Below are 24,439 nucleotides of genomic sequence, written 5' to 3'. Positions count from 1 at the left end.
ATATTTAATGAAAATAGCAGTAATAGGATTAGGATATGTAGGGTTGCCATTGGCAAGATTATTCGCAACAAAATACCCTGTAGTAGGATTTGATATTAATCAGCCTAGAGTTGATGAATTAAACTCGGGTGTAGATAGTACACTTGAAGTAGAAAATGATCTTTTAAAATCAGTGTTAGTTGATACTCCTGCGCAAGAGGTAGGGCTTTATTGTAGCACCAATTTAGATGATATTAAAAATTGTGATTACTATGTAGTTACTGTTCCTACTCCAGTTGATAAGAATAACCGACCTGATCTTACTCCTTTATACAAGTCTAGCGAAACAGTAGGTAAGGTTCTTAAAAAAGGAGATATTGTTATTTATGAATCTACGGTATATCCTGGTGTTACTGAGGAAGAGTGTATTCCTGTATTAGAGCGCGTTAGCGGTCTTAAGTTTAATGAGGATTTCTTTGCAGGATACTCTCCTGAAAGAATAAACCCAGGAGATAAAGAGCATACAGTAGAAAAAATACTAAAAGTTACCGCTGGCTCTACTCCAGAAGTAGGAGAGAAGGTAAATGATTTATATAAATCGGTAATTACTGCGGGTACACACCTTGCACCTACCATTAGGGTTGCCGAAGCTGCCAAAGTGATAGAGAACTCTCAACGAGATATTAATATTGCTTTTGTAAACGAGTTAGCCAAAATTTTTAACTGTATGGGTATTGATACCCATGCGGTACTTGAAGCTGCGGGAACAAAATGGAATTTCCTTCCTTTTAAACCAGGATTAGTAGGAGGTCACTGTATAGGTGTAGATCCATATTACCTTGCCCAAAAGGCACAAGAAGTTGGCTATCACCCAGAGATAATTCTTGCAGGCAGAAGGCTGAATGATAGTATGGGCGACTATGTTGCATCTCAGGTTGTAAAGCTCATGATAAAAAAAGGAGTTATAGTAAATGGCTCTAGCTTACTAATGTTAGGGATAACTTTTAAAGAGAATTGTCCTGATGTGCGTAACACTAAAATTGTAGATGTTATTAAAGCACTAAAAGAATACGGTATTACGGTTACTATATTCGATCCTTGGGCGAGTAGCTCTGAAGTTGAACATGAATATGGATTAACAACGGTAAGTGAAATTCCAAGTGATAAGTTTGATGCAATAGTACTTGGGGTATCGCACAAAGAATTTACTACGATGGATTTTAATGCCGTTAAAAAAGAAAATAGTGTAGTGTATGATGTTAAAGGTGTTTTAGGTGCTGTAGCAGACGGCAGGTTATAATACATATACTCATTTGAACAAGGAAATAAAATGAAGATAAAAAATATTTGTTGTATAGGGGCAGGATATGTAGGTGGACCTACAATGGCTGTTATAGCTCATAAATGTCCAGATATTAAAGTTACTATTGTAGATCTTAATGCACAGCGTATAGCCGATTGGAATGATGAAAACACAGATAATTTGCCTGTGTATGAGCCAGGGCTTGATGAGATCGTTCTTTCGGCAAGAGGTAAAAATTTGTTTTTTTCTACTGATGTAGAAAAAGCTATAGATGAAGCAGAAATGATATTTATATCAGTTAATACTCCTACAAAAACCTATGGTTTAGGTAAGGGTATGGCTGCCGATTTAAAATATATAGAGCTTTGTGCTAGACAAATTGCCTCTGTAGCAAAAGATAATAAGATTGTAGTCGAAAAATCTACGCTACCCGTAAGGACTGCCGAAGCAATTAAAAATATATTAGATAATACAGGTAATGGTGTAGAATTTCAAATACTCTCTAACCCTGAGTTTTTAGCAGAGGGAACGGCTATTGATGACTTATTAAGTCCAGATAGAGTTTTAATAGGTGGTGGTACTGATGCGAAAGGACAAGAGGCTATAGATGCACTTGTAGATGTATATGCTAACTGGATACCTAAAGAGAGAATACTTACTACTAATGTATGGTCGTCAGAGCTTTCTAAACTTACTGCTAATGCATTCTTAGCACAGCGAGTATCCTCTATAAACGCAATGTCTGAACTTTGTGAGAAAACAGGAGCAGATGTAAATGAAGTGGCGCGAGCTATAGGTATGGATAGTCGTATAGGACCTAAGTTCCTGAAATCTTCAGTAGGTTTTGGAGGTTCTTGCTTTCAAAAAGATATTCTTAACTTGGTTTATATTGCAAAATCGTATGGTCTTAATGAAGTTGCTGATTATTGGGAACAGGTAATTATAATGAATGATCACCAGAAAAGACGTTTTGCAGCAAATATTGTAAAAACACTTTATAATACTGTTTCTGGTAAAAAGATAGCTTTTCTTGGTTGGGCATTTAAAAAAGATACTAATGATACTAGAGAGTCGGCTGCGATATATGTTGCTGATGATTTGCTATTCGAGCAAGCTAATATTGCCGTATATGACCCAAAAGTAGAAGATAAAACTATATTTAAAGATCTTGATTATTTAGCAACAAGAAAACCAGAAGAAAATAAAGAAGGTGTAACTATTTTTCAAGACCCATATGAAGCTTGTAAAGATGCTCATGCTATAGCAATATTGACAGAGTGGGATGAGTTTAAAGATTATGATTGGGATAGAATATATAATAACATGAAAAAACCTGCTTTTGTTTTTGACGGAAGAAATGTTCTTGATGTTGAAAAAATGAGAAGTAAAGGTTTTGTTTTTAGTTCTATAGGTAAATAGATAAAAGATACTCTGTAAATTTAGAGTAGGAATAACATAGTAGTTTTAATACGATTAATATACAATTATGAAAATATTAGTAACCGGTGCAGCGGGTTTTATAGGGTATCATCTTTCTGAAAAACTATTGTCATTAGGTCATACTGTAGTAGGGTTAGATAATATTAATGATTACTACGATGTTAACCTAAAACTAGCTCGATTAAAACAATTAGGTGTAGAACAAGTAGATTATAACGTACTGATTTCAAGTACTACTCATAATAATGAATTTAAGTTTATAAAGCTAAATCTAGAAGATAGAGAGGCAATAAACAAATTATTTGAAACAGAACAGTTTGACAGCATCTGTAATTTAGCTGCTCAAGCAGGTGTGCGTTACAGTATCGAGAATCCGCATGCATATATAGAAAGTAATGTTGTAGGTTTTATAAATATTCTAGAGGCTTGTCGTAATTATAATGTAAAGAAGCTTGTATATGCAAGTAGTTCTAGTGTTTATGGTTTAAATGATAAGATTCCTTTTTCTACAGATGATAATGTAGATAATCCTATAAGTCTTTATGCGGCTACTAAAAAGAGTAATGAGCTTATGGCGCATACTTATAGCCATTTATTTGGTATAAAAACTATAGGGCTTCGTTTCTTTACAGTATATGGTCCGTGGGGTAGACCCGATATGGCTATGTTCTTATTTACTGATGCTGTTTTTAATGATAAGCCTATAAAAGTATTTAACGAAGGTAATTTATCGCGTGATTTTACTTACATTGATGATATTGTTGAAGGGGTGGTTGCAACACTACTTCAAGAAAATAATGAAGATTCGTTGTTGTATGAGTTGTATAATATAGGTAATAGTCAGCCAGTTAAACTGATGGATTTTATCTCTGAAATAGAAAAAGCAACAGGTAAAATAGTAGCTAAAAATTATTTACCAATGCAGCCTGGCGATGTTGAGAAAACATGGGCAGATACTAGTGAACTTGAAAAAACCTTCGGTTATAAGCCTTCTACAAGTATAGAGGTAGGGGTTAAAGAGTTTGTAAATTGGTATAGAAGTTATTATAATATCTAAAAAATACTATAGAACAGCTATTGTTAATATTTTGTTAAAGTTGTTTTAGTAAAAAGGTGTCAAAGTATTGCTTTATATCCTTTATATTTGCAGCTTAGTTTTTTTGATTAGCTGTGTTTAGTAGTTTTAAAATTCGTTCATAAAATTAAATAACATATAAATAGTAGCACTTAATGAAGCAGATATACAATACAGCAATACAAGCAAGTATTGAAGCAGGAGAAGCAATAATGAAAATCTATGAAAAAGATTTTGAAGTTGCTTATAAGGAAGATGCTTCACCACTTACAGAAGCAGATAGTGCTGCTAATGCTATTATAATGAATTATTTGTCTTCTACTAATACTCCTATAATTAGTGAAGAAAATAAACAATTACCTTTTAATGAGCGTAAAGACTGGACTTCTTGCTGGATAGTAGATCCTCTTGATGGAACTAAGGAGTTTATAAAGAAAAACGGAGAGTTTACTGTAAATATTGCATTAGTTACCAACGGTATACCTCAGTTTGGTGTTATATATGTGCCAGCTGTAAAAACATTATACTATGGAGACATTGCCACAGGGAAATCATATAGAGCAGTGCTTAAGAATGTAGATGATACTATAGATAGTATTATAGAGTATGCCGAAGAGATTAAACCTACTGCAGATGATAATAAACTAAGAGTTGTAGGTAGCCGATCGCATATGAGTCAAGATACTCAAGATTTTGTTGATAGTCTTAAAGAAAATACAACTAAAGAAATAGAAATAGTATCTAAAGGAAGTTCTTTAAAGTTTTGTCTTGTTGCAGAGGGTAAAGCAGATGTATATCCTCGTTTTGCACCAACCATGGAGTGGGATACAGCAGCAGGTCAGGCAATTTGTAAAGCAGTAGGTTTATCTGTTATAGATAATACTACTAAAAAAGAAATGGTATATAATAAAGAAAACTTATTAAACCCTTATTTCTTGGTTTCTTTATGAGAGACGGCTCGTACAAACGACATATAGCTAAGACTATAACTTGGCGTGTAGTAGGAACAATTGACACTATGATATTGGCATGGCTTATCTCTGGAGACCCTATGATAGGTTTACAGGTAGGTTTTGCAGAAGTAGTTACAAAAATGATATTATACTACATACATGAGCGTGTGTGGTTTAAAGTAAACCTCTCTAAAGGAGGTAAAATATTAGAAAGTAGAAAAAGACATATAGCCAAAGCAGTAACTTGGCGTTTTTTCGGAACGATTGATACTATGTTATTGGCATGGTTTATATCAGGTAACCCACTAATAGGTATGAAAATTGGTCTTGCCGAAGTGGTTACAAAAATGGTTTTATATTACGTACACGAACGCATTTGGTACAGGACAAATTTTGGATTATCTCAACGTGAAAAAAAATGAGTAATAATAATATCATAGAGCACGATTATTTTGTTTGCAAATCAAAACGCAATCAAAAAAATAAGCACAACTCTTTTGTAATTTGGTTTACTGGACTATCAGGTTCAGGAAAATCAACTATTGCAAATAAAGTAGAAGAGTATTTGTTTGACAATGGTATACAAACATATACCCTTGATGGCGATAATATTCGTATGGGTATTAACAAGGGGTTAGGCTTTAATGAAGAAGATCGTAATGAAAACCTAAGGAGAATTGCAGAAATTGCGAAACTTTTTGTAGATGCGGGTATGGTTACTATTGCGGCTTTTGTATCGCCATTAGAAAAAGATAGAGAATTGGTAAAAGACATTATTGGGGCTGATAATTTTGTAGAAGTTTTTGTACATACAAGCCTCAAAGAATGTGAAAATAGAGATGTTAAAGGGTTATATAAGAAAGCAAGAGCTGGTGAAATTAAAAACTTTACTGGTATTAATGCTCCCTATGAAAAGCCAACAACTCCTGATGTTTTAATAGAAACAGAAAAGGAGAATATAGAAGCGGCTATAGAAAAAGTAGTTACATTTGTAAAGCATAAATTAGAACTTTAAAGTTATGAGTAAATATTATCTAAATTATTTAGATGAATTAGAGTCTGAAGCTATCTTTATTCTAAGAGAAGTATGGGCACAATTTCAAAACCCGGTAATACTATTCTCCGGAGGTAAAGATTCGATTGTGGTTACACATTTGGCTCAAAAAGCCTTTTATCCTGCAAAAATTCCTTTTGCATTACTGCATGTAGATACAGGTCATAATTTTCCCGAAACAATTAAGTTTCGTGATGATTTGGTAAAAAATATGGGTGTACAGCTTTTAGTAGGTTCTGTACAGGAAGCCATAGATACTGGTAGGGTAGCTGAGGAAAGGGGTAAAAATGCAACTCGTAATACATTACAAATTACAACTTTGCTAGATGCAATAGAAAATAATAAAGTTGATTGTGCCATTGGTGGAGGTCGTCGTGATGAAGAAAAGGCTAGAGCTAAAGAGCGTTTCTTTTCTCATAGAGATGAGTTTGGACAATGGGATCCTAAAAACCAAAGACCTGAATTATGGAACTTGTTAAACGGTAAACATTTTCAGGGCGAACATTTTAGAGCATTCCCAATAAGTAATTGGACTGAAATGGATGTTTGGAATTATATAAAAAGAGAAAACATATCAATACCGTCATTATATTTTGCTCATGAGCGCGAAGTAGTGTGGCGTAATAACTCATGGATACCAAATTCTGAATTTTTAAAGATAGAGCCGAATGAAGAGGTAATTACTAAAAAAATTCGTTTTAGAACTTTAGGAGATATCACCATAACAGGAGGTATAGAATCTGAAGCAGATACACTAGGCAAAATTGTAGATGAAGTATCTACTATGCGCCATACTGAGAGAGGTAACCGTTCGGATGATAAGCGTTCGGAGTCTGCGATGGAAGACAGAAAAAGAGAAGGGTATTTTTAAGAAAGTTATTTTTCTTAAATACTCGACTTAGCAGCAAATTTATAATGACTAATGAATTAAACGAATAGACGAATGCAAATCAATAACAATCAATTATTACGATTTACTACCGCAGGAAGTGTTGACGATGGTAAAAGTACCCTTATAGGTCGATTACTATATGATTCCAAATCTATATTTGAAGACCAGCTAGAAGCTATTGAAGAAACTAGTAAACGAAAAGGACTAGGGACTGTAGATTTGGCTCTTTTTACTGATGGACTTAGAGATGAGCGTGAGCAAGGTATTACCATTGATGTAGCTTATCGTTATTTTACTACTCCAAAAAGAAAATTTATTATTGCAGATACTCCAGGGCATATTCAATATACACGAAATATGGTTACTGGTGCATCTACAGCTAATGCTGCAATTATATTAATTGATGCTAGACATGGAGTAATAGAGCAAACAAAAAGACATGCTTTTATAGCATCTTTATTACAAATTCCGCACATTATAGTATGTGTGAATAAAATGGATCTAGTTGAATATTCTGAAACAACATACAATGATATTGTAACTCACTTTGAAGAGTTTTCTTCTAAGCTAGCTGTAAAAGATGTTCGCTTTATACCTATTAGCGCTTTAAATGGTGATAATGTGGTAAACCGCTCAGAATCTATGGACTGGTATCAAGGTTCTCCTTTACTTCATGTGCTAGAAACCTTGCATATAAGTAGTGATATTAATAAAATTGATGCTCGTTTTGCAATACAAACAGTAATTAGACCACAGCGTGAAGGATTTATAGACTATAGAGGATATGCTGGTAGAATTAGTAGCGGAATTTATCGCGTGGGTGATGAAGTTGTTGTACTTCCATCAGGGTTTACTTCTAAAATCAAATCTATAAATGCAGGAGATAAAGAGATAGAAGAGGCTTATGCTCCTATGTCTGTAGCTATGACGCTAGAAAATGATATTGATGCGAGTAGAGGAAACATGATTGTAAAGAAAAACAATCAGCCCGAAATGATGCAAGAGTTTGATGTTATGATGTGTTGGTTGCATAATAATACTGTAAGACCAGGCGCTAAGTATATATTAGTGCATACATCTAACGAGCAACGCGCTATAATAAAAGAGGTAGTTTATAAAATAGATATTAATACCTACGAAAGAAATACAGAAGATAAGAATCTTGCTATGAACGATATTGCAAGAATAAAAATACGATCTGCGCAAAACATTATGCTAGACCCGTATCGCGATAATCGTACTACTGGTAGCGTTATCCTTATAGAAGAGGGAACTAATGAAACAGTAGCTGCCGGCATGATTGTCGGATAATTATGAGCAAGGAAGTTGGAAATAAGACGAAAAAAGGACTTTTTTGGGATTTAGCCGGAAGTTTTTTCAGGCAATTTGCGTCTGTTTTTATATCTATCATATTAGCTAGGCTTCTCTCTCCTGAAGAGTTTGGAGTTGTAGGAATGGCACTTGTTTTTGTTAGTATTACTGAAGTTTTTGTAGATATTGGTTTTACTAGTGGGCTTATACAAAGGAAAGAAGTAAAAGACATTGCTTACTCATCTATCTTTTATGTCAATCTAGTGATTAGTATTATACTTTCATTATTAATAATATTGATAGCCCCTTATGTTGCCGATTTTTATGAAGAACCCAAAGTAGGTACTGTTTTAGTATACTTGGCACTCATACCGCCTATTGCTGCATTTGGTCGTGTACAATCTACCATTCTTACTAAAAGGATGGATTTTAAAAGTTTGTCCATAAGAAATATTGTAGCAACTGTTGTAGGTGGTATTGCAGGTGTTACTGGTGCTTTATTAGGCATGGGGGTTTATAGTCTTGTATTGCTACAAATATTTACTGTTTTGGCATCTACTATACTATTATGGTCTTCTACAGGATGGCGACCAAAATGGGAGTTTTCTAGATCAGAGGTACGTTCCTTATTAGGTTATTCTAGTTATGTTTTTTTCGATCAGGCACTCCGACAAATTTTTAATAAAATAGATACTATATTTATTGGTAAAGTATTCTCTACTGCTACGCTTGGTTTTTATTCGCGTGCAGAATCATTAAAGGGACAAATAGATACTTATACTACAAATAGTTTGCGAAAGGTAATGTTTCCGGCTTTGAGTGCCTTACAGGACAATCAGCAAAGCTTTGCAAAAGCCTATCATAGAGCTTTTAATATTGTAACGGGTGTAATAGTGTTATTAGTAGGTCCTATTTATTTTTTATCAGAAGAAATAATAATTGGACTTTTAGGAGCAAAATGGCGTCCCAGTATAATATTTTTTCAAATACTGCTTTTTGCGACACTTACCAGCCCCCATATTGGTATGATGGCACAGGCTGTTTTGGCGAAAGGGTATTCTAAATTGAAGTTTAATATAGGTTTAATACAACGTTTTTTGAAACTTACACCAATAGTATTCGGACTTTGGTTTGGAGTAGTAGAGTTTTCAATGGCAGTTGTGGGGGCTTCAACAACAGTGTTTTTTGTATATTCATATGTAGTTCACAAGAAACTTCATTTGAGTTTTGGTAAACAGATGAAAGATTTCTTTATACCTAATATTTTATTTCTTGTATTTATTGTGATTTTTCATTTATTCGGAGAGTATATAAGTTCTTGGGTCTATGCTCCTTTATTCTTTATATGTAATATAATTTTCCTTAGATTATTAAAGCATGAAAGCTATTATGTTATTCAAGATACTTTTAAAACAGTAACCCAAAAAATATCAAAATTTAAACGATAAGAAATTATGGCATTATCTATATCTAGAACCAAATTAAACGGCCTTGTTAAGGTTAGCGGCGCAAAAAACAGTTCACTTCGTTTACTTGCAGCCTCTCTTTTATCAGAGGATACACTGTATTTAACAAATTTTCCAAATGGGCTTCTTGATGTACAGGTTCATTTAAAAATGCTTGAAGCATTAGGTAAGGTAGTAGTTTCTGCTGGCGACACTGTATCTATAAGTAAGGGTAAAGAAAATATAAAAACACAGCTTATTTGGGATGAGCGTTCTATACGAAATACACTTTTAATATTAGGTGCTCTTACAGCTCGTTATGGTGAAGGAAAAGTACCATTGCCAGGAGGGTGTAAACTAGGAGAAAGAAAATATGATTTACACGTTATGCTACTTGAAAAACTTGGAGCAGAAGTATGGGAAGAAGGTGATTACCTTTGTGCAAAAGCAAAAGGAGGAAGACTTATTGCTAACGAAATACATTTACCTATGCGCTCTACTGGAGCAACAGAGAATACTATTATAGCATCTTCTCTGGCAAAAGGTAAAACTGTTTTATACAACCCGCATATCCGTCCTGAAATTATGGACTTGATAGCAATGCTAAATAAAATGGGCGCCAAGATTAAGGTGTTTGGACAACGTTCTATAGAAATAGAAGGTGTAGATTGTTTATCAGGTACAACACATGCTGTTATTCCGGATAATATGGAGGCTTTAACTTGGGCCATAGGCTCGGTTATTACTAATGGTGAGGTAGAAATAGAAAATTTCCCATACGAACATCTTGAAGTACCATTGGTATATTTAAGAGAAAGCGGTATGAAATTTTATCGTGGCGAAACCAGTCTTATTGTTAAAGGTGGGACAGCTTACCCTGTAGAGATAAGCACAGGTCCTTACCCAGGTATCAATTCAGATATGCAGCCTCTATTTGCAGTATATGGAGCAATGTCTAAAGGAGAAACAAAAATTGTCGATTTACGTTTCCCCGGTAGGTATGCTTATGCCGAAGAATTGGCAAAACTTGGTGTTGACTCTAAAGTGGTTGGCGATATGTTAGTAATCAACGGCGGTAATCCGCTACACGGAGGTACTGTTAAGGCTCTCGATTTGCGTGCGGGTATTGCACTATTACTTGCAGGGATGACTACAGATGAAGAAGTTATTATTGAAGACGACTGGCAAATATACAGAGGTTACGAAAACCTTGAGGAAAAATTGAAAAACTTAAAATAACAGCATTTTGGGGCTATTAAAGCAGATTAACAACGATTTACACCACTGTGGTGCAAGAGGCATCCACCGTAAGGCATTAACGTTTCTGTTTAATGTGTCTTTCAGGCTTACCATGAATTACAGGCTTGGCTATTATTTAGCCAAGCGAAGAAATGTTATTGTTAATATCATACTGTTGCATTTAAAAAGAAGACAACTTGTAAGGTATGGTTGTGATATTTCTTATCAGGCAGTAATAGGAAAAAACGTTAGCTTTCCGCACCCCATAGGTATTGTTATTGGCGTTGGTTCAGTAATTGAAGATAATGTAATGATATGGCAAAATGTTACTTTGGGTAGCAAAGGAGCCGAAACTAAGGCTTACCCTCACATTAAATCTAATGTAAAGATTTTTAGTGCGGCTCAAATATTAGGAAGTGTCATAGTGGGCGAAAATTCTAGAATAGGAGCATTTTCATTAGTTTTAAAAAATGTTCCCGATAACTCAACAGCAGTAGGTATTCCTGCACAAATAAAATAGATAGATAATATGGTTCCAAATTTTATTTTAGCCGGCGCTATGAAAAGCGGCACAACTTTTTTGCATAATCTGCTTGAAAATCATCCTCAAATATTGATCATCGATAGGGATATGGATTATGCCTATTTTGATGACGACAGGATTTACAAACGAGGTAAGGAATGGTACCTGAGCTTGTTTGAAAAGGTACTTAAGGATAAAGAAGAAGATACAATTATAGGGCAAACTTCGGCAGATTGCAACTTCAACCCTGGGAGTATACAAAGAATTCTAGATCATAACCCTGATACAAAGCTGATTTTTGTATTGCGACACCCAATTGATCGTGCATATTCACTGTATTGGCATCAGTATGGTATGGGAAGGGAATACAGAAAATTTGAGTATGCCATAAAAATTGAGCCTACTTTAATTACCAAATCCTATCATAACTTTAAGCACTACTCTTACATAGAGCGTAGTAGGTATAATAGTCAGTTTAAAGAGATAATAAAACTAGTTCCTGCAGAAAATTTGCTTTTCATGGATTTTGAATCTCTTGTTAAAGAGCCTCTTGCAACTACAAATATTGTTCTTGAATTTTTAGGAGCAAATAAAGTTGATGACTTAAAAAAACTTAACTTTACTGAGTTGCCAAGAAATCCTGCGAAAATACCTACGAGTCACGTAGTGGTGGTACTTTCAGTATTTATGCAAAATATGGGTATGATAAGAATAGGAAGGAGAATCCTGAATTTATTCAGGAAAGAGTCAAGACCACCAAAATTGAATGAAGATACCCGCAAACTTTTAGAACTTGAATTGAAAGATGATATCTTATTTTTTGAAAAGGTAAAATCTGATTTTGTATCCAAAATCAAGACTACTAAAATTTAAATACTACATAAAGTGAAAATAGAGAACAATTTCGACCTAACCAATTATAACAGCTATAAAATAAAGGCAGCATGCAACAGGGCTTTTTTTCCTGCCAATGAAGCAGATTTTATAGAGATATTTAAAAATTCAGGTCTTGATAACAAGGTAATCATAGGTGGTGGCTATAACATAATATTTTCTAAAGATCACTACGAGGAAGATTTTATAATGCTTGGTGAAAACTATTCATCTATAACTCTTGAACCAGATAATGTAGTGGTTTGCGAAGCAGGAGTAAGTACTATAGTACTTACTGAGTTTGCTCTTACAAATTCATTATCAGGCGTAGAGATATTTTATGATATACCCAGTTCACTAGGAGGTGCAGTTGTTATGAATGCTGGTGCAAGTGGAGAGGAAATCAAAGATATTTTGGTAAAAGTAAGATATCTCGATCTTACCGATATGAAGGTAAAGGAGATTAATAAAGAAGATATTGGTTATGAATACAGGAACAGCCTTTTTCAGAGAGAAACCAATAAAGTCGTATTAAAAGTATGGCTACAGCTCCATCCCAAAAATGCAGATGAAATTAAGGATAAAATGGAAACAGTTAAGGAAGCCCGATGGGCAAAACAGCCCAAAGAGCATCCGAATGCAGGTAGTGTTTTTAAAAGACCTCCAGGGCACTATGTTGGGCCTATGATTGATGAATTGAAACTAAAAGGTTTTAGAATAGGTGGTGCAGAGGTGTCTAAAAAACATGGTGGATTTATTGTAAATGTTGATAATGCTACTGGTATGGATATTATTAATGTTATAAAACACGTTCAGGCAATGGTTAAAGAAAGATTTGGTGTAGACCTTGAAATAGAACAACGAATTATTTAATTATGAATATACTTTTCTTAATATCAAATGATGGAGGAAACGGCGCTGGAGGTCATTATAATTCATTAAACCAAGTTAGCCGTGAAATGGCAAAACAGCATAATGTTAAGATTCTTACTTTGGGTTCTTCTACCAGTCCTGTTGTTGCAAGTAACCCTCTTTTTGTAAAACATATAAGAATTAATAAAGGATTAAAGGGACTTTCAGGTCTTAATGCAGAAATTAAAGAAATAAAAAAAACCTTTGTTCCAGGTGTAGTACACTGTTTTGATACTAATTCATTAAATAGAGCACTTTTACTTCCGAGTCTAAAAAAATATCCTATAGTATTAAACAAGTGTGGAGGAAAAAATCCTTTAAAATCTAATTATCAGCATGCAGATGCTATTGTGGTTTTTAGTACAGAAAATCAAGATTGGTTCCTTAATAATACGAACTATAATAATGATGATATTTTTTTAATACCTAATAGAGTAAGAAAGCTTGAGCTACTTGATGAAAAATTAAGGCAAGAAACTAAAGATACAAATAAAATTACTTTTGTAAGAATAAGCCGTCTTGGAGGTGCTTATGAGCATACATTGCTATCTGCCTTCAATTTGATTGAAGAACTTATGAAAAATTACCCTGTAGAACTTGTTGTAATAGGTAGAATACAGAATAAAGAAAGATATACCAAACTTAAAAAAGAAGCTGAAGATAGAAAACTACCTGTGAAATTTATAACAGATGAAAGAGCAATAAAAGGATCTGATTTTTTATATTTAGCAGATTTTGTGGTAGGTACTGGTAGAAGTTTTATGGAGGCTACTTCTTTAGGGATACCATCATTAGCTCCAGCATCTAATACGGATTATCCTATTTTAATAAATACAGACAATTTTCAGGATTTCTTTAAAAATAATTTCTCAGAACGTAATGTAGCTAATGATAAATCGTTAAACGAAAATTTTTCTAATATAGAGAGACTTATTAAAGACAAGCATAAATATATAAAATCTCAGGAAGAGACTATTGCACTGTTTAATGATTACTTTGGTACCGAGGGAATATTACCTAAGTATGATTGTGCGTATTCCTATGCAGCTAATAAAAAGATAAATAGGACATCGCTTATTATTAATAATTTAAATTACATAGTTAAGTATTTATTAGGTAAATAAAGAAAGACCCCATCCTATAATGAAGGAAAATCAAACTAAAGGACTATCAATTTTATTGCTTTTTATTTCTCCATTACTGGGACTGTTTTGTGGTATAAAATACTTATCATGGAAGAACAGAAAGTTAATCATTATTTTATTTTTTATAATGTATGGTTCTTTGCTTCAATATGGTGAAGGATCTGATGCTGCGGCATATGTGCGACTTTTGGATGGTTATGCTCAGATGTCATTATCTGATTTTTTTATAAGACTGAAACAAATTATACTGTTAGACCCTTTACCTGATTCTCCTAATGATGTCTATGTTCATACTCTTGCCTTTTTCACAAGTAGTATTATGCAAGCGAAGTTTCTTTTTTTTCCTATAGTAGCTGGTATATATGGTTATTTCTACGTAATGGCAATGTCAAAAATACTTGTTTGGGAGAAGCATAAACATTTAACAATTGGGTTACTATTTATAATTCTATTATTTATAATTCATAGAAGTGTTACTAGTTTTCAAACAGTTAGAACATGGACAGGTATGTGGGTGTTGTTTAATGGAGTTTTAGGATATCATCAAACAAAGAACAAAAAGTATTTGTTATTAATGTTATGCACTCCGCTAATTCACTTTGCTTATTTTATAATTTCATTGCCTGCTTTTATAGCAATTTACTACAAGAGAGTCTCGTTTTTAGTGATAATAGGAATATATTTTCTTTCTTTTTTGGGCAGTATAAATGGAGGAGGGGCTATAGATATTGCAAAAGATAACTCATTAGCAAAAGAGAAAATGTCTTCATATTATAGAGAAAATCAATACGGAGAATCTATTGACCCAATAATGGTGCTACGAGAAAAAACACAATCAGTTTGGTATGCTAGATATGGGAAGACAGATTCAGTATATTATGGCGGACAGGCTTTTACGTTTTTTATAATCTTAGCAGGTTTTTATAGAAAAATGAAACCCATTGAACTAGCTCTTTTTGCTACAGGACTTCTTACTGCATCATTGGCGAATTTTGGTTCTTTTTCTTATGCTTTTTACAGTAGAACAATGGCAAATGCTGTGATTTATATTTTAGCTACGGTTACTTTAATGGCTATTAGAGGAGCTTTTGATAAAGGGATAGTTAGGAAATATGAAACAATAAATTTTTTTAAGTGGGTATGTATTTTAGTTTTTGTTCCTAAAATAGTTTATTTCATAGCAGATTTTCTTGTACGAACAAGTATATTTATTGTAGGACTGCCTTTTGTAGGCTGGATAGACGAAAACCTTAATGAATCTATACGTGGAACTATAGGCGAATTCCTTTAATTAAATAAAACGATATGTTAGCAAAATTAGTAAAGAATCTATCAAGTTTACCGGGTTGGCGTAGTAATAGAAAAATTGTTGTTATAGAAAGTGATGATTGGGGTAGTATCAGGATGTCATCTTCAAAAGCCTATCAAGACTTGGTTAGCGCGGGTGTTACAATGGGTGAGGGCGTAGGAGTAAGGTATAATAAGTATGATACTTTTGCCTCTAAAGAAGATTTATCGTTTTTATATGAAACCTTAAATAGTGTTAAGGATAAAAATGGACATGCTACAAAAATGACAGCTATATGTCTTTCGGCTAACCCTGATTTTGATAAGATAAAAGAGAATGGTTTTAATAATTACTATTATGAGCCATTTACCAAGACTTTAGAAAAATATAATATAGAAAATACATTGCCTCTTTGGAATGAGGGTTATAATTCTAATATTTTTGTACCTGAGTTTCATGGTCGTGAACATTTAAATATATACGCTTGGTTAAGAGCGTTACAGGCAGGAGATAAAGAAGCTTTATTAGCTTTTGACCACGGGGTGTGGGGATATAACAGAAAAAAAGGAATTGATTTTCAAGCAACTTTTGATCTAGAGTATGCTAGTGATCTTGAAGGTCAAAAAGAAGCTGTTAAAGATGGATTAAGACTTTTTGAAGAGTTGCACGGGCGTAAAGCCACATTTTTTGTACCACCTAATGGGCCTATAAATAATCAACTTGAAAAAGTTGCCGCTGATGGGGGGATAACATATATGTCATCACCCAAGATACAAAAAGAAGTACTTGGTGAGGGCAAAATAAAAAAGCACTTTAGATACATAGGAAAGAAAAATGAACACAATCAGACCTATATAACCCGTAATGTTTTTTTTGAACCTTCAAAATTGTTAAAAGATGAGATTAATTCTTGCCTTTCACAAATTGAGATTGCTTTTAAATGGAAGAAACCAGCGGTTATAAGTTCTCATAGGGTAAATTATATTGGAGGACTAGAGGTTTCAAACCGAGATAATGGTTTAAATCAATTACGAAAACTTTTAAAAGCGATTGTTAAAAAATGGCCTGATGTGGAGTTTATGACTTCAACGGAACTAGGGCAATTAATTAATAAAAAATAATGATAGGAAGGGTAAAGTCTATTATAGGACGAAAAATAGTTAATATTCTAGGTTGGAAAACCGATCGAAAAATTATTGTAATAGAAAGCGATGACTGGGGTGGTATTTCTATGCCCTCTAAAGAAGCTTATGAAACTTTACTTAAGAATGATATTAAAGTAAATACAAACCCTTACTCAAGATATGATAGCCTTGCCAGCGAGCAGGATTTAGAAGCGCTTTTCGAGGTGCTATTAAAATATAAAGACAGTAATGGTAATCCGCCTGTAATTACCGCCAATACAAATGTAGCAAACCCTGACTTTAAAAAAATAAAAGAGTCGGGTTTTAAAGAATATCATTATGAACCTTTTACAGAGACTTTAAAAAGATATCCAAAACATACTAATTCTTTTAATTTGTGGAAAGAAGGAATTAATCAAAAAATTTTTATACCACAGTTTCACGGACGTGAGCACCTTAATGCTCAACTTTGGTTAAATGAGTTAAAGGAAGGAAAAAATAAAAAATTACAACTTGCATTCGATTTAGAATGTTTCAATCTTTCTAAAGATGCATTTTTAGATAATAGTAAGATATACAATACTGCTTTTTACCCTAGTAATGAGCATGAAAGGAAAAGTATGTTTTCAGCTATCCCGTCTGGATTAAAATTATTTGAAGATATAATAGGTTATAAGGCTACTTCTTTTATAGGGACAGGTTATTTTTGGAATCGTGAAATTGAAAAAATACTTCAGGAAAACGGAGTAATGTCGCTTCAAGGATTACCAATACAAAAAGAACCACGCCTTAATGGTGAAAAACATACTAAAAGATATAACTATACAGGGAAAATAAACCAGCATAAGCAAGTTTTTCTAGTGAGAAACACCTTTTTTGAACCTACTTTGAAACAGAATATAGATACTGTTAATGATTGTATAGAAAGAATAGAAGTAGCCTTTGCAAATAAAACACCAGCAATTATATCTTCTCACAGATTGAATTTCATAGGATATATTGATGAGCAAAATCGTACAGATAACCTTATTATGCTTAATGCTTTATTGAAAAAAATAGTGCAATTATGGCCTGATGTAGAGTTTATGTCATCAGATCAGCTTGCCAAAATTATAAACACAAAAAAGGATGGATAAGAAACAAAATCCAATAAGGACAGTTGTACATGTAATGGGGTACGACTCTAAAAAATTTGGAGGTTTAGAGCGTTATATATTAGACCTTTCAAAAGCTGGAGCACCAAAAGGGATTAAAATTGTCGTTGTTTATAATCAAAAACCAAAATCAGTTGAGTTTTTAAAGCAGCTTGAAGATAATAATATTAAATATTATATAGCTAATGCATTAAGTACTGTAGCTTTTTTTAAGGCTTTTTATAGAATTGTAAGAACTCATAAGCCTATTATTATACACTCTCATTTTCAGCCTTTATTCCCAAGTTTATATGGTTATTTGTTTGGCTGTAAACACCGGTGGAATAATGTTCGACTTATGCTTGTAGATAAAGATATTAAAGAAGCACAATATAAAAATCAGCTAAAAAAATCAACTAGAGTATATAGAGCTCTTATAAATATGTTTACAACACGTTTTTTTTCAGTGTCTAATGCTGTAAATAAACAATATACTGAAATTTATCCTAATCATGCGCATAAATTTGAAGTACTATATAATGGAGGGAAAATAAACTCATTTGATAAAGAGGCTTCACGATCTAAACTTGGTTTTAAGTCTGATGTAGTTTATATATGTTGTATTGCCTTTGCTTCAAAAACTAAAGGTATAGATATTTTAATAGATGCTGTACACGAGCTTAATAAGAAGGGAATAGAAAAACAGTTTATACTCTGTTTAATAGGGCTTATGGAGGGGAGCGAAGTTACGGTTCAAATTGAATCTAAAATTGAATTATATGGTTTAGATCAGTTAGTTAAGAACTTTGGTATTATTAATAATGTTCCTGAGGTATTACCTGCTATGGATATTTTTGTACAACCATCTAGATCAGAGAGTTTATCTAACTCTATTATTGAATCAGGGTTTGCAGGTGTTCCAGCAATAGGGTCAAATGTAGGGGGGATACCTGAAGTTATTATTGATAACGAAACAGGAATGCTTTTTCCTGTAGGAGATGTTCATGAACTTGCTACTAAACTTGAATTGCTGATAAAAGACGATAGGCTGAGGGTAACAATGGGGCAAAAGTCTAAACAGCATAAAACAAATGATTTTTTAATGTCAGATAAGATTAATAAACTTGTCGATTACTATATTTCAATATAATATAACTATAATATAACTATGTCTAAACTAAAAGTATGTTTTTTAATACCTTCTGTAAGATCAGGAGGAATAGAAACTGATTTACTCCGCTTTCTTAACTATCAGGACAATGCAAATGCAATAGATGCAACTATTTTGGTAAGGAATAAATCTAAGGCAGAGTTGTATGATGCATATAAAGCAACAGGAGCAAATTTGGTTTTTAAACCTCTGGGGTATTTTAATCTTTCAAATATGCTTTGGTATTATCGCTTTTTCAAAAAAGTGAAATTTGATACCGTATGTGATTTTAATGCAAACTTTGCTGGGCTACCTATGTTTTTAAGTAAACTTGCAGGTATAAAAAAACGAATTGCTTTTTATAAGCAAGGTAGCGATCATTTTAAAAAATCAGCATTACGAATAGCTTATAATAATCTTATGAATAGATTAGTATATAAATATAGCACGTTTATATATGCAAATTCTTCTTCGGGACTTGAATTTTTCTTTCCTAATGAATACCCGAAGGATACCCGATTTAAGGTTATTAAAAATGGTGTTAATGTTGACGATTTTTTAGATACAAATGAAAGTAAAAAAGATCTAAGAAAAAGATTAGGGTTGCCTGAAGATAGATTTGTTATAGGACATACAGGGAGATTTACAGAAGCAAAGAATCAATTTTTTCTATTAGATGTTGCTGCTAAGTTGATAGCCAAGGATAAAGATATTTATTTTGTTCTTATAGGTAATGATACAGATCAATTATTACCCTATATTAATAAGTTAGGGATTAATGATAATGTTAACGTTTTTGGATATAAAAATAATATTCCAGAATACTTAAAAACTTTTGATTTATTCTTTTTTCCATCAGTTACAGAGGGGCTACCCAATGCACTTATAGAAGCAATGATATCGGGTTTACCTATTGCAGTATCAAATATTCCTTCTCTTGTAGAGTGTTTACCGAGTGATAGGCACGGTTGTTTGATAGATCCATATAATGTAGATAGTACTGTTGAAAAAATAATAGAAATTAAGAAAAACCCTGAAAATTATGTTTACCAGAAATTTGCTATTGAGAACTTTGATGCTGAAGTTCAGTTCGGTGAATTTATGGAAAATTTGTAAAGCTATACTTTATGAAAAAAGTTTTATTTATTCATGACGGTCCTCGTTGGAAGGACTCTGAAGGAACACAATACGGAACTGGTACAGATGCTGATATGTATAATAGATATCTTTATCTTGGTGATAAAGTTGAATTTGTAATGCGTGTTTTTAAAACAGACGATACTTCAAGTTTACTTAATCTTAATAATATAGGTTTGTATGTTAATGAAATAGTGCCATTTAATAGACCTAGTTTGTTAAAAAATTATTTTAAAAGTAAAAAAGAAATTATACGCAATGTAGAGTCGGCAGATATGCTTGTTGTTAGGCTACCAAGTACAATTGGGTCTGTAGCTGTAGCACATGCAAAGAAAATAAATAAGCCATATCTTGTAGAGGTTGTAGTATGTCCATGGGATACATTAAGAAATCATGGACTTTTAGGAAAATTATATGCTCCATTTTCAAGAAATAAATTAAAAAAACTGGTTGCAGAAGCTCCATTCGCATTATATGTTACTAAGTTCTTTTTGCAAGGTCGTTATCCTTCAAAGTATGAATCAGCAGGCATTTCGGATGTTATTTTGAGGGATCTTCCTGAAGAATACCATAAAGATGGTTATTATGAAAATTTTAGTAAAGATAAAAAGATAACATTTACGACTCTTGGAGGGGTTAACCTTGTTCATAAAGGGCATCAATATGTTTTAGAGGCTATGGTAACCTTGGTTAAAGAAGGATATAATGTTCATTATAACATTGTAGGCGGCGGCGATAATACCCGGCTTCTTAATATGGCAAAAACACTTGGTCTTGAAGATAGAGTCACTTTTCCAGGTAAAATACCTCATGAAAAAATCTTTGGAATTTTAGAAAAAACGGATTTATACATTCAACCTAGTGATGCAGAGGGTTTACCTCGAGCTTTAATAGAAGCAATGAGTAGAGGGTGTGCTGCTATAGGATCTAATGTTGCTGGAATACCTGAGCTTTTAGATGATAGTGCTATTTTTAAGAAAAAAGATGTTATAGATTTAACGAATAAGATTAAAGATATTTTAGATAAAGACACTCTTATTTCTCAGAGTAAGAAAAACTATAAATTAGCAAAAGAATATAGTTTTGAAAATCTAGAGATTAGAAGAAAAGCATTTTTTGATAAATTCTTAAATAGTATTGATGAAAAATAAAATTTTAGTTGTTCCAGGTAATACAGATTTAAATAGAGGAGATCAGGCACTAGTTTGGGAATCAATAAGGGTTTTTGAGGATGTATTGCCTAACCTGCAGGTTTATTTATACGAATCAGGAGCCAATGAAGAAGAGAAAATGCTCCAAAAAGGGCAGTCATTAGGTTTAGGCTATGAGTTTATACCAAGGATATTACAACACCCTCGTGTTAAAGGAAAAAGTACAACTAAAGAGATAAAATATAGCAAATTTGTATATGTAAAATGGGGCTTTAATGCTATTACTGACCTTATTAGTACATTAATGCTATCGTCTCGTTTTTCGCTTTTCAATAAGATAGGGAAATCAACATTATCAAAAGAACAGAAAAAGTCTTTAGAATTATTTCCTCAACTATCGGCACTTGTAGTAAAGGGTGGAGGTTTCTTACATAGCTACGGTAAGATCTACGACGCTTATGTAATGTATTACTTTTTGTTCGATTTAATGTTGGCACACCGCTATAAAGTAAAAACAATAATATTACCTAATTCTATAGGTCCATTAAAAAATAGCCTAGCAAAGCGTTTAGTTAAACGCGTTATAGCAAAGTCATCATATATATCAGTTCGTGAAGATGTCTCTAAAAAATTCTTGAAGACAGAGCTAAATATGGATGTACCTACTGTGCCTGATTTAGGTTTTTTCCTAAAAGGATCAGATGATGATTTTGAAGGCTATTTAGCAGAAAGAGGTTTTGATAAAACCAAAAAAAATATAGCAATTACATTAAGACCTTATCGTTTTGACGGATATGCTAATGCTGATGAACTTTATGCAAACTATCTTAATGAAATAGCTAAGTTTATAGGTACTCAGGTAAATAGAGGGTACAATATAAGTTTGGTAGCGCATACCTTAGGGCCAAGCGCTCATGAAGATGATAGATTAGCATTAAAAGATGTATATAATGCTATTAGTGAAGATGTAAAGAAAAATGTAATTTATCTAGAAGATTTTGGACTTAACTCACGTCAAATGCAAAAGATGTATTCCTATTATGACATACTGGTAGGTACAAGGTTTCATTCAGTGATATTTGCATTAAACGAAAAAACACCTTCATTAGCTATTGCTTATGGTGGTAATAAGAGCTACGGTATTATGCGCGATATAGGCGTTCCAGATTTTGTATTAGGTATAGAGGCAGTATCATCAGATAAACTGAATGAAATGGTTGAAAAACTTGAGATTGAGAGAGAAGATTATCTTGAAAAGATAACTCAGTACCAGGTAAAGTTGGTTAAAGAAAGAGAAGATCTTGTAAAGAACTTAAAAGAAATATTCTAATGAAAAAAGTTTTATTTGTAGCTAACATACATAAGCACTTTAGGGCTTTTCATATTCCTTACATAGAGTATTTAAAAAGTGAAGGTTATGAGGTGCATGTTGCTGCAAATGATCCTGACACTAAGATTCCTGAGGCAGACAAACAATATAATTTACCTATAAATCGTAATCCTTTTTCTAATAATAACATAAAGGCTACAAAGCAGTTAAAAGAGATAATAGCCATAGAGAAGTATAGCCTTATACACTGTCACACCGCTATGGGCTCTGTAGTGGCAAGGCTTGCAGCAAAAAAAATTAGAAAAAAGGGCATGTTAAAAGTGTTATATACAGCACATGGCTTCCATTTTTATAAAGGTTCTCCGAAGTTATACTGGAACATATATTATCCTATGGAGAAGTATCTTGCTAAGTATACAGATGGCCTTATAACTATAAATGAAGAGGACTATAATGTTGTTGTTAATAATAAATTTAAAGCAGTAAATGCTTTTAAAACAGCTGGGGTAGGTATAAACTCTCAAAAGTTTAAAGGTTTGTCTTTAGATGGGGGAGATGCTATCCGCGAGAAGAACGGTTATGATAAAGACACATTTTTAATAATATATATTGCAGAATTCATAACCAGAAAAGACCATAAATTTATTCTTGAAGCAATACCTTTGTTAAAAGAGAAAATAAACAATTTTAAGTTTGTTTTTGCAGGTCGTGGTATATTGAAAGATGAAATGGAAGAGATGGCAACCAATCAAGGATTAACTGATAATGTTGATTTTTTAGGATTTAGAAAAGATATTGGCGAACTTATAATAATGTCAGATATTGGAGTTTCTGTAAGTAGACAAGAGGGCTTACCTATGAATGTAGCCGAAGAAATGTTTGCTAAGAAACCAGTAGTTGCTACAAAGATAAGAGGTCATGTAGATTTGATAAATCATGGAGAAAGTGGATTTTTATTTAATAGAGGTGATCATCAAGAATTTGTAAATCAAATTACAGACTTGTATAAAAATAAAGAACTTTGTAAGACAATGTCGGAAAACGCAAAGATAAAAGCAGAAAAATTTGAGTTGGCTAATTGCCTCGAAGAAATGAAATTAATATATAAAAAGTTTCTATAATGTTGTATTCAGGATTTTTAAAACCTTTATCAGATTTTCTTATAGCATTTATAGTGCTTCTTCTACTGTCGCCAGTTCTATTGTTACTGATTATATTGCTTGCTTTTTTTAATAAAGGCAGTGTTTTCTTTTTTCAGGAACGCCCAGGTAAAAAAGGGAGGATATTTAAGGTTATAAAGTTCAAAACCATGAACGACAAGAAAGGTGCTGACGGTAAATTACTACCAGATGCCGATCGTATTACTAAAGTAGGAAGCTTTGTGAGAACCACATCTTTAGATGAACTCCCACAACTTATTAATGTAGTAAAAGGAGACATGAGCCTAGTAGGGCCAAGACCATTATTAGTAAAATATCTACCGCTTTATAATGCAAAACAAGCCAGAAGACATGAGGTAAAGCCAGGTATTACAGGTTGGGCTCAGGTAAATGGCAGGAATGCCATATCGTGGGAACAAAAATTTGAATTAGATGTACACTATGTAGATAACCTTTCTTTGGGGTTAGATATTAAAATTATATATTTAACCGTGTTAAAAGTTATTAAAAGGAGCGATATAAATACCGAAGGGGTAGCTACTACAATACCTTTTACAGGAACTAAAGATTCAGAATAAAACTTAAATAAATCAAACAATGGAAAATAAATTTATTGAAGCTCTAAAGGAAGCATTAGAAATGGAAGACCAAGAAATTAACTTTGATGATAATTTTAGAGATTATGATACTTGGGATTCGTTGAGTAGACTTTCACTTATTGCAGTTTTAGATGAAGAGTTTGAAGTGCAGATTGAAGATGCAAAATTTGAAAAACTAATTACAGTAAAAGATTTATACGAAGCTGTAGTTGAAAATAAATAA

Annotated in this window: 24 protein-coding genes; all 24 read left to right on the top strand. The window is 32.9% G+C overall.

The window, feature by feature from the left end:
- Nucleotides 1-7: 7 nt before the first annotated feature.
- On the top strand, nucleotides 8-1,279 hold the full coding sequence (locus tag DVK85_RS02570) for a nucleotide sugar dehydrogenase (protein WP_114676931.1): 1,272 nt from the start codon (nucleotides 8-10) through the stop codon (nucleotides 1,277-1,279).
- Between the two features lie 30 nt (nucleotides 1,280-1,309).
- Complete coding sequence (locus DVK85_RS02565) at nucleotides 1,310-2,701, top strand: UDP-glucose 6-dehydrogenase (protein WP_114676930.1); 1,392 nt, start codon at nucleotides 1,310-1,312, stop codon at nucleotides 2,699-2,701.
- Nucleotides 2,702-2,768: 67 nt separating this feature from the next.
- On the top strand, nucleotides 2,769-3,779 hold the full coding sequence (locus tag DVK85_RS02560; protein ID WP_114676929.1) for an NAD-dependent epimerase: 1,011 nt from the start codon (nucleotides 2,769-2,771) through the stop codon (nucleotides 3,777-3,779).
- A 173-nt stretch (nucleotides 3,780-3,952) separates the two neighbouring features.
- A complete protein-coding gene (cysQ, locus tag DVK85_RS02555; RefSeq protein WP_114676928.1) occupies nucleotides 3,953-4,747 on the top strand; it encodes a 3'(2'),5'-bisphosphate nucleotidase CysQ in 795 nt (264 codons plus the stop codon).
- Nucleotides 4,744-5,172 carry a DUF2061 domain-containing protein gene (locus tag DVK85_RS02550; RefSeq protein WP_114676927.1) on the top strand — a complete coding sequence of 143 codons (429 nt, stop codon included), beginning with the start codon at nucleotides 4,744-4,746 and terminating at the stop codon, nucleotides 5,170-5,172. The genes cysQ and DVK85_RS02550 overlap by 4 nt, the downstream gene beginning before the upstream one ends.
- Nucleotides 5,169-5,765, top strand: coding sequence for an adenylyl-sulfate kinase (gene cysC, locus DVK85_RS02545; RefSeq protein WP_114676926.1), 597 nt, complete (start codon nucleotides 5,169-5,171; stop codon nucleotides 5,763-5,765). The genes DVK85_RS02550 and cysC overlap by 4 nt, the downstream gene beginning before the upstream one ends.
- Before the next feature lie 4 nt (nucleotides 5,766-5,769).
- A complete protein-coding gene (gene cysD, locus DVK85_RS02540) occupies nucleotides 5,770-6,675 on the top strand; it encodes a sulfate adenylyltransferase subunit CysD (protein ID WP_114676925.1) in 906 nt (301 codons plus the stop codon).
- A gap of 72 nt (nucleotides 6,676-6,747) precedes the next feature.
- Nucleotides 6,748-8,007 carry a sulfate adenylyltransferase subunit 1 gene (locus DVK85_RS02535; protein WP_114676924.1) on the top strand — a complete coding sequence of 420 codons (1,260 nt, stop codon included), beginning with the start codon at nucleotides 6,748-6,750 and terminating at the stop codon, nucleotides 8,005-8,007.
- Nucleotides 8,008-8,009: 2 nt separating this feature from the next.
- The gene (locus DVK85_RS02530) at nucleotides 8,010-9,455 is read left to right on the top strand and encodes a lipopolysaccharide biosynthesis protein (RefSeq protein ID WP_114676923.1); all 1,446 of its coding nucleotides are present in this window, start codon (nucleotides 8,010-8,012) and stop codon (nucleotides 9,453-9,455) included.
- Between the two features lie 6 nt (nucleotides 9,456-9,461).
- Nucleotides 9,462-10,691 carry a UDP-N-acetylglucosamine 1-carboxyvinyltransferase gene (locus tag DVK85_RS02525; protein WP_114676922.1) on the top strand — a complete coding sequence of 410 codons (1,230 nt, stop codon included), beginning with the start codon at nucleotides 9,462-9,464 and terminating at the stop codon, nucleotides 10,689-10,691.
- 7 nt (nucleotides 10,692-10,698) lie between these two features.
- Nucleotides 10,699-11,211 (top strand): serine O-acetyltransferase, encoded by a 513-nt coding sequence (locus DVK85_RS02520; RefSeq protein ID WP_127960541.1) that lies wholly within the window; start codon nucleotides 10,699-10,701, stop codon nucleotides 11,209-11,211.
- Between the two features lie 9 nt (nucleotides 11,212-11,220).
- Entirely contained in the window at nucleotides 11,221-12,087 is an 867-nt protein-coding gene (locus tag DVK85_RS02515) for a sulfotransferase family protein (protein ID WP_114676920.1), read from the top strand.
- A 12-nt stretch (nucleotides 12,088-12,099) separates the two neighbouring features.
- Complete coding sequence (gene murB / locus DVK85_RS02510; protein WP_114676919.1) at nucleotides 12,100-12,960, top strand: UDP-N-acetylmuramate dehydrogenase; 861 nt, start codon at nucleotides 12,100-12,102, stop codon at nucleotides 12,958-12,960.
- Nucleotides 12,961-12,962: 2 nt separating this feature from the next.
- Nucleotides 12,963-14,123: a glycosyltransferase family protein gene (locus DVK85_RS02505; protein ID WP_114676918.1), complete on the top strand. Its 1,161-nt coding sequence runs from the start codon at nucleotides 12,963-12,965 to the stop codon at nucleotides 14,121-14,123.
- 19 nt (nucleotides 14,124-14,142) lie between these two features.
- The gene (locus DVK85_RS02500) at nucleotides 14,143-15,435 is read left to right on the top strand and encodes a hypothetical protein (RefSeq protein WP_114676917.1); all 1,293 of its coding nucleotides are present in this window, start codon (nucleotides 14,143-14,145) and stop codon (nucleotides 15,433-15,435) included.
- 14 nt (nucleotides 15,436-15,449) lie between these two features.
- Nucleotides 15,450-16,553: a polysaccharide deacetylase family protein gene (locus DVK85_RS02495; RefSeq protein ID WP_114676916.1), complete on the top strand. Its 1,104-nt coding sequence runs from the start codon at nucleotides 15,450-15,452 to the stop codon at nucleotides 16,551-16,553.
- Entirely contained in the window at nucleotides 16,553-17,692 is a 1,140-nt protein-coding gene (locus DVK85_RS02490; RefSeq protein ID WP_114676915.1) for a hypothetical protein, read from the top strand. The genes DVK85_RS02495 and DVK85_RS02490 overlap by 1 nt, the downstream gene beginning before the upstream one ends.
- Nucleotides 17,685-18,839 (top strand): glycosyltransferase family 4 protein, encoded by a 1,155-nt coding sequence (locus tag DVK85_RS02485; protein ID WP_114676914.1) that lies wholly within the window; start codon nucleotides 17,685-17,687, stop codon nucleotides 18,837-18,839. The genes DVK85_RS02490 and DVK85_RS02485 overlap by 8 nt, the downstream gene beginning before the upstream one ends.
- 18 nt (nucleotides 18,840-18,857) lie before the next feature.
- On the top strand, nucleotides 18,858-19,955 hold the full coding sequence (locus tag DVK85_RS02480; RefSeq protein WP_114676913.1) for a glycosyltransferase: 1,098 nt from the start codon (nucleotides 18,858-18,860) through the stop codon (nucleotides 19,953-19,955).
- 11 nt (nucleotides 19,956-19,966) lie between these two features.
- On the top strand, nucleotides 19,967-21,127 hold the full coding sequence (locus tag DVK85_RS02475) for a glycosyltransferase (RefSeq protein ID WP_114676912.1): 1,161 nt from the start codon (nucleotides 19,967-19,969) through the stop codon (nucleotides 21,125-21,127).
- Nucleotides 21,117-22,457: a polysaccharide pyruvyl transferase family protein gene (locus tag DVK85_RS02470; RefSeq protein ID WP_114676911.1), complete on the top strand. Its 1,341-nt coding sequence runs from the start codon at nucleotides 21,117-21,119 to the stop codon at nucleotides 22,455-22,457. Before DVK85_RS02475 ends, DVK85_RS02470 begins: the two co-directional genes overlap by 11 nt.
- Entirely contained in the window at nucleotides 22,457-23,578 is a 1,122-nt protein-coding gene (locus DVK85_RS02465; protein WP_114676910.1) for a glycosyltransferase family 4 protein, read from the top strand. The genes DVK85_RS02470 and DVK85_RS02465 overlap by 1 nt, the downstream gene beginning before the upstream one ends.
- Before the next feature lie 2 nt (nucleotides 23,579-23,580).
- Nucleotides 23,581-24,195: a sugar transferase gene (locus DVK85_RS02460; protein WP_114678962.1), complete on the top strand. Its 615-nt coding sequence runs from the start codon at nucleotides 23,581-23,583 to the stop codon at nucleotides 24,193-24,195.
- 19 nt (nucleotides 24,196-24,214) lie between these two features.
- On the top strand, nucleotides 24,215-24,439 hold the full coding sequence (locus DVK85_RS02455; RefSeq protein ID WP_114676909.1) for an acyl carrier protein: 225 nt from the start codon (nucleotides 24,215-24,217) through the stop codon (nucleotides 24,437-24,439).

Source organism: Flavobacterium arcticum (assembly GCF_003344925.1).
Lineage (GTDB): Bacteria > Bacteroidota > Bacteroidia > Flavobacteriales > Flavobacteriaceae > Flavobacterium > Flavobacterium arcticum.
The sequence above is the reverse complement of the archived record's forward strand: the minus strand, read 5'-3'. Positions and strand labels throughout refer to the sequence as shown.

Bases quoted from the DNA above. Each gene is read 5' to 3' on its own strand.
- DVK85_RS02570 (WP_114676931.1), top strand. From the start codon at position 8: ATGAAAATAGCAGTAATAGGATTAGGATATGTAGGGTTGCCATTGGCA.
- DVK85_RS02565 (WP_114676930.1), top strand. From the start codon at position 1,310: ATGAAGATAAAAAATATTTGTTGTATAGGGGCAGGATATGTAGGTGGA.
- DVK85_RS02560 (WP_114676929.1), top strand. From the start codon at position 2,769: ATGAAAATATTAGTAACCGGTGCAGCGGGTTTTATAGGGTATCATCTT.
- cysQ (WP_114676928.1), top strand. From the start codon at position 3,953: ATGAAGCAGATATACAATACAGCAATACAAGCAAGTATTGAAGCAGGA.
- DVK85_RS02550 (WP_114676927.1), top strand. From the start codon at position 4,744: ATGAGAGACGGCTCGTACAAACGACATATAGCTAAGACTATAACTTGG.
- cysC (WP_114676926.1), top strand. From the start codon at position 5,169: ATGAGTAATAATAATATCATAGAGCACGATTATTTTGTTTGCAAATCA.
- cysD (WP_114676925.1), top strand. From the start codon at position 5,770: ATGAGTAAATATTATCTAAATTATTTAGATGAATTAGAGTCTGAAGCT.
- DVK85_RS02535 (WP_114676924.1), top strand. From the start codon at position 6,748: ATGCAAATCAATAACAATCAATTATTACGATTTACTACCGCAGGAAGT.
- DVK85_RS02530 (WP_114676923.1), top strand. From the start codon at position 8,010: ATGAGCAAGGAAGTTGGAAATAAGACGAAAAAAGGACTTTTTTGGGAT.
- DVK85_RS02525 (WP_114676922.1), top strand. From the start codon at position 9,462: ATGGCATTATCTATATCTAGAACCAAATTAAACGGCCTTGTTAAGGTT.
- DVK85_RS02515 (WP_114676920.1), top strand. From the start codon at position 11,221: ATGGTTCCAAATTTTATTTTAGCCGGCGCTATGAAAAGCGGCACAACT.
- DVK85_RS02505 (WP_114676918.1), top strand. From the start codon at position 12,963: ATGAATATACTTTTCTTAATATCAAATGATGGAGGAAACGGCGCTGGA.
- DVK85_RS02500 (WP_114676917.1), top strand. From the start codon at position 14,143: ATGAAGGAAAATCAAACTAAAGGACTATCAATTTTATTGCTTTTTATT.
- DVK85_RS02495 (WP_114676916.1), top strand. From the start codon at position 15,450: ATGTTAGCAAAATTAGTAAAGAATCTATCAAGTTTACCGGGTTGGCGT.
- DVK85_RS02490 (WP_114676915.1), top strand. From the start codon at position 16,553: ATGATAGGAAGGGTAAAGTCTATTATAGGACGAAAAATAGTTAATATT.
- DVK85_RS02485 (WP_114676914.1), top strand. From the start codon at position 17,685: ATGGATAAGAAACAAAATCCAATAAGGACAGTTGTACATGTAATGGGG.
- DVK85_RS02480 (WP_114676913.1), top strand. From the start codon at position 18,858: ATGTCTAAACTAAAAGTATGTTTTTTAATACCTTCTGTAAGATCAGGA.
- DVK85_RS02475 (WP_114676912.1), top strand. From the start codon at position 19,967: ATGAAAAAAGTTTTATTTATTCATGACGGTCCTCGTTGGAAGGACTCT.
- DVK85_RS02470 (WP_114676911.1), top strand. From the start codon at position 21,117: ATGAAAAATAAAATTTTAGTTGTTCCAGGTAATACAGATTTAAATAGA.
- DVK85_RS02465 (WP_114676910.1), top strand. From the start codon at position 22,457: ATGAAAAAAGTTTTATTTGTAGCTAACATACATAAGCACTTTAGGGCT.
- DVK85_RS02455 (WP_114676909.1), top strand. From the start codon at position 24,215: ATGGAAAATAAATTTATTGAAGCTCTAAAGGAAGCATTAGAAATGGAA.